At 70.2% G+C, this 14,115-nt stretch carries 12 protein-coding genes; 4 read left to right on the plus strand and 8 right to left on the minus strand.

The window, feature by feature from the left end; translation table 11 throughout:
* Window positions 1-64: 64 nt before the first annotated feature.
* The 3 genes from ACFV8T_RS17450 to ACFV8T_RS17460 all read right to left on the minus strand — a co-directional run bounded on the left by ACFV8T_RS17450 (window position 65) and on the right by ACFV8T_RS17460 (window position 3,999).
* Window positions 65-2,113, minus strand: a complete 2,049-nt coding sequence (locus ACFV8T_RS17450) for an APC family permease (RefSeq protein WP_385328320.1) — start codon at window positions 2,111-2,113, stop codon at window positions 65-67.
* Window positions 2,114-2,226: 113 nt separating this feature from the next.
* Window positions 2,227-3,294, minus strand: a complete 1,068-nt coding sequence (locus ACFV8T_RS17455) for a 1-aminocyclopropane-1-carboxylate deaminase (protein ID WP_385328321.1) — start codon at window positions 3,292-3,294, stop codon at window positions 2,227-2,229.
* A gap of 48 nt (window positions 3,295-3,342) precedes the next feature.
* Window positions 3,343-3,999, minus strand: a complete 657-nt coding sequence (locus tag ACFV8T_RS17460) for a GntR family transcriptional regulator (RefSeq protein WP_385328323.1) — start codon at window positions 3,997-3,999, stop codon at window positions 3,343-3,345.
* Window positions 4,000-4,261: 262 nt separating this feature from the next.
* Here ACFV8T_RS17460 and ACFV8T_RS17465 point away from each other — a divergent pair, with 262 nt between their 5' ends.
* Window positions 4,262-4,930, plus strand: coding sequence for a TrkA family potassium uptake protein (locus ACFV8T_RS17465; RefSeq protein WP_266427865.1), 669 nt, complete (start codon window positions 4,262-4,264; stop codon window positions 4,928-4,930).
* Window positions 4,930-5,607 carry a TrkA family potassium uptake protein gene (locus tag ACFV8T_RS17470; RefSeq protein ID WP_351087342.1) on the plus strand — a complete coding sequence of 226 codons (678 nt, stop codon included), beginning with the start codon at window positions 4,930-4,932 and terminating at the stop codon, window positions 5,605-5,607. The genes ACFV8T_RS17465 and ACFV8T_RS17470 overlap by 1 nt, the downstream gene beginning before the upstream one ends.
* A gap of 78 nt (window positions 5,608-5,685) precedes the next feature.
* Here the strand turns inward: ACFV8T_RS17470 and ACFV8T_RS17475 are convergent, their stop codons facing one another.
* From ACFV8T_RS17475 to ACFV8T_RS17495, 5 genes are all read right to left on the minus strand, one after another.
* The gene (locus tag ACFV8T_RS17475; RefSeq protein ID WP_385328325.1) at window positions 5,686-6,447 is read right to left on the minus strand and encodes a DUF3159 domain-containing protein; all 762 of its coding nucleotides are present in this window, start codon (window positions 6,445-6,447) and stop codon (window positions 5,686-5,688) included.
* Between the two features lie 3 nt (window positions 6,448-6,450).
* Entirely contained in the window at window positions 6,451-6,867 is a 417-nt protein-coding gene (locus tag ACFV8T_RS17480; RefSeq protein ID WP_385328326.1) for an OB-fold nucleic acid binding domain-containing protein, read from the minus strand.
* A 123-nt stretch (window positions 6,868-6,990) separates the two neighbouring features.
* Complete coding sequence (locus tag ACFV8T_RS17485; protein ID WP_266431337.1) at window positions 6,991-7,683, minus strand: response regulator; 693 nt, start codon at window positions 7,681-7,683, stop codon at window positions 6,991-6,993.
* A gap of 109 nt (window positions 7,684-7,792) precedes the next feature.
* Window positions 7,793-10,336 carry an ATP-binding protein gene (locus tag ACFV8T_RS17490; protein WP_385328327.1) on the minus strand — a complete coding sequence of 848 codons (2,544 nt, stop codon included), beginning with the start codon at window positions 10,334-10,336 and terminating at the stop codon, window positions 7,793-7,795.
* Window positions 10,337-10,539: 203 nt separating this feature from the next.
* The gene (locus ACFV8T_RS17495) at window positions 10,540-11,292 is read right to left on the minus strand and encodes an ABC transporter ATP-binding protein (protein ID WP_385328328.1); all 753 of its coding nucleotides are present in this window, start codon (window positions 11,290-11,292) and stop codon (window positions 10,540-10,542) included.
* A 343-nt stretch (window positions 11,293-11,635) separates the two neighbouring features.
* Between ACFV8T_RS17495 and ACFV8T_RS17500 the strand changes: the two genes are divergently transcribed.
* Both ACFV8T_RS17500 and ACFV8T_RS17505 read left to right on the plus strand, forming a co-directional pair.
* Window positions 11,636-12,550, plus strand: a complete 915-nt coding sequence (locus ACFV8T_RS17500) for a M20/M25/M40 family metallo-hydrolase (RefSeq protein ID WP_385328329.1) — start codon at window positions 11,636-11,638, stop codon at window positions 12,548-12,550.
* 21 nt (window positions 12,551-12,571) lie between these two features.
* Complete coding sequence (locus ACFV8T_RS17505) at window positions 12,572-14,002, plus strand: M1 family metallopeptidase (protein WP_385328330.1); 1,431 nt, start codon at window positions 12,572-12,574, stop codon at window positions 14,000-14,002.
* Window positions 14,003-14,115 lie beyond the last annotated feature (113 nt).

Below are 14,115 nucleotides of genomic sequence, written 5' to 3' on the forward strand. Positions count from 1 at the left end.
ACCCACGAGTCTACGTGGGTGTCGTCCGGCCGCTTACCACGAGCGGGCGGGCAGGCGGGGGCGGTCAGCTCTTGCCGCTGGGTTCCTTGGGCCTGCGCTCCACGGGGCCGCGGCGCACCGAGCCCGGCGCGTTCCATTCGGCGCGCTTCCTGGCGCGCTTCTTGGCCGCCTCGGAGGACTCCAGCTGATACGGCACGGAGGTCACCATGACGCCCGGGGTGAAGAGCAGCCGCCCCTTGAGGCGCAGGGCGCTCTGGTTGTGGAGGAGGTGCTCGTACCAGTGGCCGACCACGTACTCCGGGATGTACACGCTCACGACGTCGCGCGGGCTCTCCCGGCGCAGACCCTTCACGTAGTCGATGACCGGCCGGGTCACCTCGCGGTACGGGGAGTCGAGGATCTTCAGCGGGATGTCGATGCCGCGCCGCTCCCAGTCGTCCTTGAGCGCCTTGGTCTCGGCCGGGTCGACGCTGATGGAGAGTGCCTCCAGCTGGTCGGAGCGGATCAGCTTGGCGTAGGCGAGGGCGCGCAGGGTGGGCCGGTGGAGCTTGGAGACCAGGACGATCGAGTGGACCCGGGAAGGCCGGATCGTCTCGTCGGACGGGGTCTCGTCGGCGGCGATCTCCTCGGCGACCCGGTCGTAGTGCCTGCGGATCGCGGTCATCGTCCCGTAGAAGATCACCATGCCGAGGAGCGCGACCCAGGCGCCGTGGGTGAACTTGGTCGCGAGCACGACGACGAGCACCAGGCCGGTGAAGAAGGCGCCGAAGGTGTTGATCGCGCGGGAGCGCACCATGTGGCGGCGCTTGGCCGGGTCCTTCTCCGTCCTCAGGTGACGGTTCCAGTGCCGGACCATACCGGTCTGGCTGAGGGTGAAGGAGACGAAGACGCCGACGATGTAGAGCTGGATGAGCCGGGTCGAGTCCGCCCCGTAGATCCAGGTCAGCAGGATCGCCGCGCCCGCCAGGAGCACGATGCCGTTGGAGAAGGCGAGCCGGTCACCGCGGGTGTGGAGCTGGCGGGGCAGGTAGCGGTCCTGCGCGAGGATCGAGCCGAGCAGCGGGAAGCCGTTGTACGCGGTGTTGGCGGCGAGGAAGAGAACGAGTGCGGTGGCCGCCGCGAGCACGACGAAGAAGAACGTGCCGTCGCCGAAGACCGCGGCCGCGACCTGTGAGATCACCGGGTCCTGGACGAAGCCGGAGCCGACCGGGACTCCGTGGTTGATCAGGTCCTTTGCCGGGTTCTCGGCCATCTTCACATTGGTGGCCATGGCCAGTCCGATGATGCCGCAGAACATGGTGACGGCCAGCAGGCCCATCATCGCGAGGGTCGTCGCGGCATTCTTGCTCTTCGGCTTGCGGAAGGCGGGCACGCCATTGCTGATCGCCTCGACGCCGGTGAGGGCGGCACAGCCGGAGGAAAAGGCCCGCAGCAGCAGGAAGACCAGTGCGAAACCGGCGAGTCCCTGGTGTTCGGCCTTGATCTCGTAGCCCGAGGTCGGGGCGTGCATGGTGTCGCCGAGGACCAGTCCGCGGAACGCACCCCAGATGATCATGATGAAGACGCCGGCCACGAAGAGGTACGTGGGAATGGCGAAGAGCTTGCCGGACTCCTTGACGCCGCGCAGATTCATCAGCGTCAGGAGCACGATGGCGGCGATGGCGCACGCCGTCTTGTGCTCGACGACGAACGGGATCGCGGACCCGAGGTTCTCCACCCCGGAGGCGATCGACACGGCGACGGTCAGCACGTAGTCGACCAGCAGCGCGCTGGCCACGGTCAGCCCGGCCTTGGGGCCGAGGTTGGTGGTGGCGACCTCGTAGTCACCACCACCGCTCGGATACGCGTGCACGTTCTGCCGGTACGAAGCGACGACCGTGAACATCAGCACCACGACGGCGAGCGCGATCCAGGGGCTGAAGTGGTACGCCGACACGCCCGCGACGGAGAGCACCAGGAGGACTTCTCCAGGCGCGTAGGCCACCGAGGACAGCGGGTCGGATGCGAAGACGGGAAGTGCGATGCGCTTGGGGAGGAGCGTTTCTCCCAGCTTGTCGCTGCGCAACGCCCGTCCGATCAGAATCCGTTTGGGCAGGTCGGTCAGTTTGGACACGCAGAGGATCGTAAGCGTTCCGTATGGAAGCCGCAGACGCACCACCCCCGTGGCCCCGCAATCTCCTGCGCCCGGCCGAAAAAGCCACGAAATCCTTAACGAAATCCTTGCACTCAGGCGTCCGCGAAAAGGGCGCTGTAACCATTCAATGCGGGCTGGCCGCCGAGATGCGCGTAAAGGACGGTGGAATCGCGGGCGATCTCGCCGCGCGCCACGAGGTCGGCCATTCCCGCCATCGACTTCCCCTCGTACACGGGGTCGGTGACCATGCCCTCGGTACGGGCGGCGAGCCGCATCGCGTCGAGAGTCGTGTCGTCGGGGATGCCGTAGGTGCCCGCGTGGTAGCGCTCGTCGAGTTCGATGTCGTCCACGGTGAGCTCCCGGCGCACGCCGATGAGCCGTGCGGTGACGGCCGCGATCCGGGCGATCTGCTCGCGGGTACGAGCGGGTTCGGCGGAGGCGTCGATGCCCAGTACGCGTCGCGGGCGGGCGCCCGCCTGCTCCAGTGCGGCGAAGCCCGCGACCATGCCGGCCTGGGTGGAGCCGGTCACCGAGCAGACCACCACGGTGTCGAAGAACACGCCGAGCGCGCGTTCCTGCTCGGCGACCTCGTACGCCCAGTTGGCGAAGCCGAGCCCGCCCAGCGGGTGGTCGGACGCGCCCGCGGGGATGGCGTACGGCTTGCCGCCGCCCTCCTCCACCTCGCGCAGTGCCTGCTCCCAGCTCTCCTTGACGCCGATGCCGAACCCGGCGCGCACCAGGCGGACGTCGGCACCGGCCAGGCGGCTGATCAGGATGTTGCCGACCTTGTCGTAGACGGCGTCGGGCCACTCGACCCAGCTCTCCTGGATGAGTACGCACTTGAGACCGGCGCGGGCTGCGACCGCCGCGACCTGGCGGGTGTGGTTGGACTGGACGCCACCGATGGACACGAGTGTGTCGCAGCCCTTCGCGAGGGCGTCGGCGACGAGGTATTCGAGCTTGCGGGTCTTGTTGCCGCCGTAGGCGATGCCGGAGTTGCAGTCCTCCCGCTTGGCCCAGACCGCGGCGCCGCCGAGGTGCTCGGTGAGCCGGTCGAGCCGGTGCACGGGCGAGGGGCCGAAGAGGAGGGGGTAGCGGTCGTACGAGGTGATGGAAGGGGAAGAGGAGGAGGACGGGGAGGTGGGCGTTGTGCTGGTCACGGGGACTCCCTGGCTCGGTGGTGGGGTGGGTGGCTGTGGGGCGTCGGGCTACTCGGGCGGTTCGTCGGCGAGCTCTTCGAGCGCCTGCCAGATCTCGGCGGTGATCCGGGCCGCGGCTTCGGCATCGCGCTCCGCGCACGCCTCGATCAGCCGCTCATGCAGCTCCGCGGAGCCGTGCGCGGAGCCGGCCGTGCCGAACTGCCGCCACTCCAGGCGCCGGATCAGAGGGGTGTAGCGCTCGATGGTGGCGGCCACGGCGCGGTTGTCGCAGGCCGTGACGAGGACGTCGTGGAGCCGGTCGTCGGCGCGCAGCGCGTCCGCCACGTCGCCGCGGCGGGTCGCGTCCCGGAACCGGTCGTTGGCCTCGCGCATCGCGGTGATGTCCGCGTCCGTGAGGCGGGGCACGGCGGTCCCGGCGGCCAGCTCCTGCATGGCCCGTACGACGGCCGCCGCGTCCCGGACGTCGCGCGGCACCAGCCGGGTCACCCGGGTGTAGCTCTGTGGCTTGGACTCGACGAGACCCTCGCCACAGAGCCGGGACAGCGCGTCGCGGACCGGGGCCCGGGAGAGTCCGAGGCGTTCGGCGAGGTCGGCGTCGCGGACGGGGGCGCCGGGCGCGAGGTCACCGCGGACGATGGCGTCGCGGATCGCCTCGTAGGCGGTGTCCCGCAGCAGGGTCCGTCGGACGGGGCGCAGGGTCTCCATGAACTGACATGTTAGATGTCTGTGCGCTTCGCACTCAAGGGTCCGTCCGCCGGCGGCCGCGATCGGCGGCCTCCGGCGTCCGCCGGGCGGGGTACGGAGAAAGCGCACTCGGATGAGGCTTCGCACTCCGGGCCGCATAAGCTCATCCTGGGCAACGGGACAGACCGTTGCCCCGTTGTTTGCCCGGCAAGCTGAGAAAGAAGTGTGAGCAGGGTGTTTTCGCAGGTCAGCCGGACGACCAGGACTGCGAGGTAGGCGCAAGGTGCACATCGTCATCATGGGCTGCGGGCGAGTAGGAGCCGCTCTCGCGCAGACCCTGGAGCAGCAGGGGCACACGGTCGCCGTCATCGACCAGGACCCGACGGCGTTCCGTCGCCTCGGGTCCGGATTCGGCGGGCGGCGCGTCACGGGTGTCGGCTTCGACCAGGACACCCTCCGCGAGGCGGGTATCGAGGACGCCGGTGCGTTCGCCGCGGTGAGCAGCGGTGACAACTCGAACATCATCGCCGCCCGGGTGGCCCGCGAGATGTTCGGCATCGAGAATGTCGCGGCGCGGATCTACGACCCCCGCCGCGCCGAGGTCTACCAGCGTCTCGGCATCCCCACGGTCGCCACCGTGCGCTGGACCGCGGACCAGATGCTGCGGCGGCTGCTGCCTTCGGGCGCCGAGCCGCTGTGGCGGGATCCGAGCGGCGGTGTGCAGCTCGCGGAGGTGCACACCACACCGTCCTGGATCGGCCACAAGATCAGCACGCTGCAGGAGGAGACGGGCGTCCGCGTGGCGTTCCTCACCCGGCTGGGCGAAGCCATACTGCCCACTTCGCAGACGGTGCTGCAGGAGGGCGACCTGGTCCACGTGATGATGCGTACGGACGAGATCGCGAAGGTCGAGGCGGCCTTCGCCGAGGGTCCTGAGGAGGGCGGTCACTGATGCGTGTCGCGATTGCCGGGGCCGGTGCGGTGGGCCGTTCCATCGCGGGCGAGCTGCTGGAGAACGGGCACGAGGTGCTGCTCGTCGACAAGGCGCCGACGGCGATCTCGGTGGAGCGGGTACCGATGGCCGAGTGGCTGCTGGCGGACGCCTGCGAGATCACCTCGCTCGACGAGGCGGCGCTCCAGCGCTGCAACGTCGTGATCGCCGCGACCGGCGACGACAAGGTGAATCTGGTCGTGTCACTGCTCGCCAAGACCGAGTACGGCGTGCCGAGGGTCGTCGCCCGGGTCAACAACCCGAAGAACGAGTGGCTGTTCAACGAGGCCTGGGGCGTCGATGTGGCGGTCTCGACGCCGCGTCTGATGTCGGCCCTGGTGGAGGAGGCGGTGAGCGTCGGCGATCTGGTCCGGCTGCTGCGCTTCAGCCACGGCGACGCCAACCTGGTCGAGCTGACGCTGCCCCCGGAGTCGGCGCTGGCCGGCACCCAGGTCGGCGATGTGGCCTGGCCCGAGGACACCTCGCTGGTCACCATCATCCGCGGCCAGCGCGTGCTGACGCCGAGCACCGAGGAGACCCTGGAGGCCGGTGACGAGCTGCTGTTCGTGGCCGCGCAGGCGCGCGAGGAGCAGCTGGAGGACCTGCTGTCGGTGCGCCGGGGCGACTCGGACGACTGAGCCGCGGGGCCGAACGTACGGGAAGGGGCCCGGAACCGTGTGACACGGTTCCGGGCCCCTTCCACATGTCGAGTGCTCTCAGAACTCCTGGTTGCGGATCGCGGCGGCCTCGGCCGCCTTGCGGTCCTTCTCGGCCTGCTCCTCCGCCTCCATCTCGGCGAAGACATCGATGGGCGGCGGCGCCTTGGCGAGGAAGACCCAGGTCAGATAGACCGCGAGCAGGAACGGGGGGATCTTCAGGGCGACCAGGACCCAGCCGAACTGGGTGGTGTCGGCCCACCAGTACAGCGGGAAGAGGATCGCGCACTTGGCGAGCAGGATCAGCCCCCAGGCGTAGCTGGCCTTGGCGTACGCCTTCTTGCGGCCGGGGTTCCTGGTGCGCCAGGAGAGGTTCTCCTTGAACACCGGCCCCAGGATCAGGCCGATCAGCGGCACCCCCGCGAGGGTGGTGATCAGGTAGGCGAGGGCCAGGCCGAGCGTGTACAGCATGCCCGGCAGGTAGAAGTCCTTGGCATTGCCCGTCATCATCGCGAAGACCACGCCGAAGGCCACACCGAAGACACCGCTGAAGGCGTGCTTGACGGTGTCCCTTCGGATCAGCCGTACGGCGACAAGGACCAGCGACACCACCAGGGCCGCGATGGCCGAGAGGTGCAGATCCTTGTTGATCGTGAAGATGGTGACGAACAGCAGCCCGGGAAGGACTGTCTCCACCATGCCCCGGACACCGCCGAACGCCTCGAAGAGCGCGGCCTCGGTGACCGCCTTCGCGTCGGCCTCCTGCTGGTCGGTGCGGGTGGTGCGGTCCGTGTCGGACGTCGGCTTGTCGAGAGACGTCACCGGCTACTCCTTGCCGAGCGGTCGGAGTTCGTATTTGGGGTTGAACAGCACCCGGCGCCCGTGACTCATGGCGATGCGGCCCGAGGCGATGAGCTTGCGACCCGGTTCTATGCCCACGATGGAGCGCCGGCCCAGCCAGACAACGTCCAGCGGAGCGGTGCCGTCGAAGAGCTCGGCCTCCAGCGCGGGCACTCCGGCGCGCGGCCGCAGGGTGACGGTCCGCAAGGTACCAGTCACCTTCACGATCTGGCGGTCGGTGCATTCGGAGATCCGCGTGCAACCCGAGGCCTGCGCGTCCTCCTGCAGCTCCTCGGACTCAAGGTCCTCCTGGGAGCTGGACAGCCGGTCGAGCATCCGCCGGAAGCGGCCCGACGGTTTCTCCGCCTTGCCGGGCCTGTCGGATCGTGGAACAGCACTCATACCCGAAGGGTACCGGTCCCGGCTGCTCCGGGCGGGTGTCCCCGGTCTCACTCGAACGGGTGACCGGGGTGCGTCACGGGAGAGGGCCCGGCGACCCGTTCGGCCGCGGGCCCGGTGGCCTGTTCAGCCGCGCTCGAAGCGGTATCCCATGCCCGGCTCGGTCACGAAATGCCGGGGATGCGAGGGGTCTGCCTCCAGTTTGCGCCTCAGCTGGGCCATGTAGACCCGCAGATAGTTGGTCTCGGTTCCGTACGAGGGCCCCCAGACCTCCTGGAGCAGCTGCTTCTGGCTGACCAGCCGGCCGCTGTTGCGGACCAGGACCTCCAGCAGATGCCACTCGGTGGGCGTGAGCCGTACGTCGCGTCCCGCGCGGTGGACCTTCTTCGCCGCCAGGTCGACGGTGAACCCCTCGGTCTCGACGATCACGATGTCGTCGGAGCCGTGCTGCCCGACGGGTTCGGCCCGGCGGACCGAGGCGCGCAGCCGGGCCAGCAGCTCGTCCATGCCGAACGGCTTGGTGACGTAGTCGTCGGCTCCGGCGTCCAGGGCCTCCACCTTCTCGTCGGAGGTGTGGCGGGCGGAGAGCACCAGGATCGGCACCCGGGTCCAGCCGCGCAGCCCCTTGATCACCTCGACGCCGTCCATGTCCGGCAGCCCGAGGTCGAGGACGACGACATCGGGGTGGCGGGCGGCGGCGAGCTGGAGGGCGGTCGCGCCGTCGGGCGCCGCGTCCACCTCGTACTTGCGCGCCTTCAGGTTGATCACGAGGGCGCGTACGATCTGCGGCTCGTCGTCGACCACAAGCACCCGGGTCATGGGGGCCCTGCCTTTCTGCTGTACGGCGATCTCCCGGTACGTACCGGTGATCATGAGGTGACCTGCGTGGTCACGGAGTGTCCCGCGTGGTCATGAGGTGTCCGCGCGGTCATGAGGTGACCCGCGCGGGCAGGTCGGGGCTGACCGGAACGTATCCCGAAGCCGCCTTGAGGGTCAGCACCATGGTGAGGCCGCCGCCGGGGGTGTCCTCGGCGTCCAGCGTGCCGCCCATGGACTCCACGAAACCGCGGGCCACGGCGAGCCCCAGGCCGACGCCCGCGCCGCGCGGGGCGTCGCCGTAGCGCTGGAAGGGCTCGAAGATGCGTTCCTTGGCGTCGTCGGGGACACCGGGGCCGCGGTCGGCCACCCGTAGCTCGACGCGTTCGCCGAGCGCGCTGGCGGCCACGGTGACGCGTTCCGCGTAGCGGCTGTACTTCACGGCGTTCTCGACGATGTTGGCGACGGCCCGCTCCAGCAGCCCGGGGTCGACCGCGACCATCGGCAGGGTCTCGGGGATGTCCAGGTCGACGCTGTCCTCGGGGACACCGCCGAGCGCCATCGGGACCACCTCGTCGAGATCGATCTCGCGGATCAGCGGGGTGACGGTGCCGGTCTGGAGCCTGGACATGTCCAGGAGGTTGCCCACGAGGTGATCGAGGCGGTCGGCGCCGTTCTCGATGCCCTCCAGGAGTTCGGCCTGGTCCTCGTCGGACCAGGCGACGTCGTCGGAGCGCAGGGAGCTGACAGCGGCCTTGATGGCGGCGAGCGGGGTACGCAGATCGTGGCTGACGGCGGCGAGGAGCGCCGTCCTGATCCGGTTGCCCTCGGCGAGCCGCCGGGCCTCCTCCGCCTCGTCGACCAGGCGCTGCCGGTCCAGCACGACGGCCGCCTGGGCGGCGAACGCGCCGAGCACCCGGCGGTCCTCGGCGGGCAGCACCCGGCCGGAGAGCGCCAGCGCCATGTGGTCGCCGACGGGCATGTCCACATCGGCGTCCTCCGGCCGGGCCACCGGGCCCGGTCCGACGCTCCCGGCGCACGTCCACGGGTCGACATCGCTCCTGCGCTCCAGAAGGGCGACGGATTCCATGCCGAAGGTCTCGCGGACCCGGTCGAGGAGCGCGTCCAGCGTCGTCTCGCCGCGCAGCACGCTGCCGGCCAGGAAGGAGAGGATCTCCGACTCGGCGCGCAGCCGGGCCGCCTGATGGGTGCGGCGGGCCGCCAGGTCGACGACCGAGGCGACCGAGACCGCCACCGCGAAGAAGATCACGATGGCGACGAAGTTCTCCGGGTCCTGGACGGTCAGGGTGTGGGTGGGCGGGGTGAACCAGTAGTTCAGCAGCATCGAGCCGACGGCGGCCGAGGCGAGGGCGGGCAGCAGTCCGCCGAGCAGCGCGGCGCCCACGGTCAGGAAGAGGAAGAGCAGGACGTCGTTGGCGAGTCCGGGGCCGCTGTCCAGTCCGGCCAGGAGCAGGGTGAGGAGGGCCGGGCCGCCGACCCCGACCAGCCAGCCCCAGATGATCCGGACCCGGCCGAGCCGGGCACCGCGGGCGATGGGCAGACCGCGGCCCTTGGCGACCTCTTCGTGGGTGACGATGTGGACGTCGAGGTCGGGCCCGGACTCCCGGGCGACGGTGGCGCCCACGCCCGGCCCGTAGATGTACTGCCAGGCCTTGCGGCGGCTGGAACCGAGGACGATCTGCGTGGCGTTCACCCCACGGGCGAATTCGAGGAGCGCCGACGGTATGTCGTCGCCGATGACATGGTGGAACGTGCCGCCGAGGTCCTCCACGAGGGTGCGCTGGACGGTGAGTTCCTTGGGGGACGCGGAGGTCAGCCCGTCGCTGCGGGCGATGTAGACGGCGAGGATCTCGCTGCCCGACCCCTTGGCCGCCATCCGGGACGCGCGGCGGATGAGCGTACGGCCCTCGGGACCGCCGGTGAGGCCGACGACGATGCGTTCGCGGGCCTGCCAGGTGGTGCGGATGTTGTGTTCGCCGCGGTACTCCTGAAGGTATTCGTCGACCCGGTCGGCGACCCAGAGGAGGGCCAGCTCGCGCAGGGCGGTCAGGTTGCCGGGGCGGAAGTAGTTGGACAGCGAGGCGTCGATCCGGTCCGGCTTGTAGATGTTGCCGTGGGCCATCCGGCGGCGCAGCGCCTGGGGCGACATGTCGACGAGTTCGAGCTGGTCGGCCCGGCGGACGACCTCGTCGGGGACGGTCTCGCGCTGTCGCACACCGGTTATCGCCTCGACGACGTCACCGAGCGACTCCAGGTGCTGGATGTTGACGGTGGACACCACGTCGATGCCGGCCTGGAGGAGCTCTTCGACGTCCTGCCAGCGTTTGGCGTTGCGGGAGCCCGGCACATTGGTGTGCGCCAGTTCGTCCACCAGGGCGACGGCGGGGGCGCGCTCCAGGACCGCGTCGACGTCCATCTCGGTGAAGACGGCGGAGCGGTACTCGATCTCGCGGCGCCGGATCTGTTCCAGACCGTGCAGCATGACCTCGGTGCGCGGCCGGTCGTGGTGCTCCACGAAGGCGACGACGCAATCGGTGCCCCGTTCCACCCGTCGATGGGCCTCGGAGAGCATCGCGTACGTCTTGCCGACGCCGGGTGCCGCACCCAGGTAGATCCGAAGCTTGCCGCGTGCCATGGCCCCATTGTCTTCTCTTGAACCGGCTGCGTCCGATGCGGCAGCCGGTTCGAAGCTACCCCGTGCATTGTCGACAAATGGGACGGGCGGTGGAGTGAGGGACCGAATTGACAGGATTCTGACGCCCCGGACGAACCCCGGACGGATCGCGGGCGCCCTCCACCGGATCGAAGGCGCCCTCAGGAGGTTCTCCCCCATCCCTCCTACGCGTGCTCGACGATGTGTCCGTCGCTCAGTTCCAGCACCCGGTCCGCCAGCCCCAGCAGCTGTGCGTCGTGCGTGGCCACCAGCGCGGTGACGCCCTCGCTGCGCACCACTGCCCGCAGCAGCTCCATCACCGCGAGCCCGGTCTCCGCGTCCAGCTGCCCCGTCGGCTCGTCCGCGATCAGCAGCGCGGGCCGGTTGGCGAGTGCGCGGGCTATCGCGACGCGCTGCTGCTGGCCCCCGGACAGCTCGCCGGGGCGCTGGGCAGCGTGGTCGGCGAGGCCGACCAGGGAGAGCAGCAGCGCCACCCGGTCCTCGCGCTCGCGCGGGTCCGCCTTGCGCAGCCGCATGGGCACGCCGACGTTCTCCGCCGCGGTCAGGATCGGGATCAGGCCGAACGACTGGAAGATGAAACCGATCCGGTCCCGGCGCAGTTCCAGGAGCCCGTCCTCGCCGAGCTCGGCGAGGTCCGTGCCGTCGACGGTGATCCGGCCGCCGTCGGGGCTGTCGAGCCCGCCGAGCAGGTTGAGGAGGGTGGTCTTGCCCGAGCCCGAGCGCCCCTTGAGCGCGACGAGCTCGCCGCGCGGCACCTCGAAGGACACCCCGCGCAGCGCGTGCACCGCTCCGGCGCCGGAGCCGTACGAGCGGTGCAGGTCCTCGACCCGGACCATCGGCCCGCCGGCCGGTTGCTCGGCGACTGCGGTACCGCCCTGCCCGGTGGTGTCCGCTCGTCCGGTGCTGTCGTCACTCATGCCACTCCCCCGCGTTCGCCTGTCCCGTACATGATGCTCCCCCGCGTGCCGGCGCCTGCCACCCGGATCCGGGGCACGCCGACGGCACCGGCCGCCAGTATGTGCGCCGGGCCCACGGCCGGGCAACGGCCGAAGTCCGCTGCCCGGCCGGACGATTCCTTCCGAGATTCCTTCGCCCGACCGGACGATGTCCATCCGGGCCGGACGATTCCCTCCCGGACGGATCCCTCATCGAAGGGCAACGGCTTCCCGACAACTTCCTGACATCGACTGATCAGCCTGGCCGACGTCAGCCGGTTCGCCGGTCCACCGGGGCGAGTGCCCCGTCCTCGAAGGCATGCGTATGACGATACGAAGGACCCTTCCCGGGCTCGCCGTCGGAGCCCTCGTGATGTCCCTCTCCCTGGCCCTGTCCGCCGGCCCCGCCACGACCGCGAGCGCGGAAGCCCGGGTCCCCGCCGCCCCCGCCGTCTCCGAGCAGCAGGTGATGCCTCACCTGCGTGCCCTCCAGCGCATCGCGGACCGCAACGGCGGCAACCGCGCGCACGGCACGAAGGGGTACGCGCAGTCCGTGGCGTACGTGAAGAGCGCCCTGGACCGGGCGGGCTTCCGTACCCGGCTGGTCCCCTTCACCCACGACGGCGCCCCCGGCAACAACCTGATCGCCGACTGGCCGGGCGGCGACCCGGACCATGTGCTGCTGACCGGCGCCCACCTCGACAGCGTGAAGGAGGGCCCGGGGATCAACGACAACGGCTCGGGTTCGGCCGCGGTCCTGGCCACCGCCCTCCAGGTGGCCGAGTCCGGTCTGACGCCCGAACGGCATCTGCGGTTCGCGTGGTGGGGCGCGGAGGAGCAGGGGCTGATCGGCTCGGAGAGCTACGTCAGCAAGCTCTCCGGGGCCGACCGGCGCAGGATCGACGTCTACCTCAACTTCGACCAGGCGGGCAGCAGGAACACCCGGCAGTGGCTCGTGGTCCACGACGACGAGCACGGCGAGACCGAGGCCCAGCAGGCGTTCGAGGCGTGGTTCGCCGAACGGTCCATCCCCACCTTCGACATCGGCGTCGGCGGTTCGGACCACGAGTCGTTCGGAAACGCCGGCATCCCGTCGTCCGGCTTCAGCACCGGCATCTCGGACTGCATCCACGAGGCGTGCGACAACCTCGCCAACGTGGATCCGAAGACGGAGACGACCAGCACCGACGCCATCGTCGGCGTGCTGTGGAAGCTCGCCGCCACCGCGCCCCGGCACTGACCCCACCCCCAGGAACGAGACATGTACAGACTCCTGAACCGACGCCGCAGGACCGTTGCCGCCCTGGTGGCCGCGGTCGTGAGCGGTTCCGTGCTGGCCACCGTCCCCGCCTCGGCCGCCATCGGCGGCCCCGGTCTCGGCGACCCGTACTTCCCCGACGACGGCAATTCCGGCTACGACGTCTCCCACTACGACGTCCGCATCTCCTACGACCCGGCGCACACCGACCGCCTCGACGGCGACACCACCGTCACCGCCCGCGCCCTGACCGGCCTGGACCGGTTCAGCCTGGATCTCAAGGGCTTCACCGTGGCATCGGTGAGGGTGAACGGCGCCCCGGCGAAGGCGTTCTCCCGGGCCGGCGCCCATGAGCTGGTCATCACCCCGGCCCGCCCGGTGGCGAAGGGCACGACGTTCGAGGTCCGGGTGGAGTACGCGGGCCGGCCCGACCCCGAGGGCTGGCACACCCTGGAGACCGGCGGCGCGAACGTGGCGGGCGAACCGCACTCCGCGACCTCCTGGTACCCCGCCAACGACCACCCGTCCGACAAGGCCACCTTCGCCCTCACCGCGACGGTCCCCGACGGCTGGACGGCCATCGGCAACGGCCTGCCCGGCCCCGAGAGCGTCAAGGACGGCCGAAGGACCTTCCGCTGGTTCGAGGACAGGCCGATGGCCACGTACCTCAGCACGGTCGCCATCGACCGGTTCACCGTCCACCGCGGCCGGACGGCCGCCGGAACGCCGGTCATCACGGCGTACAGCCCCGACGCCGTCATCGACCCCGAGGCGGAGGCCCAGCAGACGGAGATCCTGGACTTCCTGACCGCGAGGTTCGGCCCGTATCCCTTCTCCTCCGCGGGCGCCATCGTCGTCGGGGCCTCGAAGGAGCCCACCGACGGCCCCCTCGCCCTGGAGACGCAGAGCCGCCCCACCTACGGCTCCATGCTCTTCGACGCCTCGATGGTCCACGAGAACACCCACCAGTGGTTCGGTGACAGCGTCTCCTTCAAGGACTGGCGGGACGGCTGCGTCGCCGAGTGCTTCGCCCAGTACGCGGGGCAGTTGTGGGAGGAGCACAAGGGCGCCGACCTGGACCAGGACTACTACCGGTCCGAGGTGGAGGAGTACAGGAACGATCCGTCGTTCTGGTCCGTCAAGCTCTACGACCCGGGACCGGGCAAGGAACTGGACGCGGCTCTGTACTTCAAGGGCTCGCTGATGCTGCACGCCCTGCGCCGCACGGTGGGTGACGAGGCGTTCTTCCGGACGCTTCGGACCTGGACCCGCGACCACGCCTACGGCAATGCCTCGTTCCGGCAGTTCGAGGCGCTGGCGGCGAAGGTCTCGGGCAAGGACCTCAAGGGCTTCTTCGCGGCATGGGTGGACGGCACGGTGCTCCCGCCGCAGAAGTACCTCTACCCGGGCACCCTGGGCACACCGGCCCGGTGAACAGGTGAGAGGCGGGGGGGGGGGGAAGGGGGGGGGGGGGCCACCCCCCCCCCCTTCTTTTTTTTCCCCCCCCCCTCTCCCCCCCCTCTTCCTTACATTGGTGTCGTTGGGAG

Origin of the sequence: Streptomyces sp. NPDC059832 (genome assembly GCF_042731715.1) — a bacterium.
In the GTDB taxonomy this organism is placed as follows: domain Bacteria; phylum Actinomycetota; class Actinomycetes; order Streptomycetales; family Streptomycetaceae; genus Streptomyces.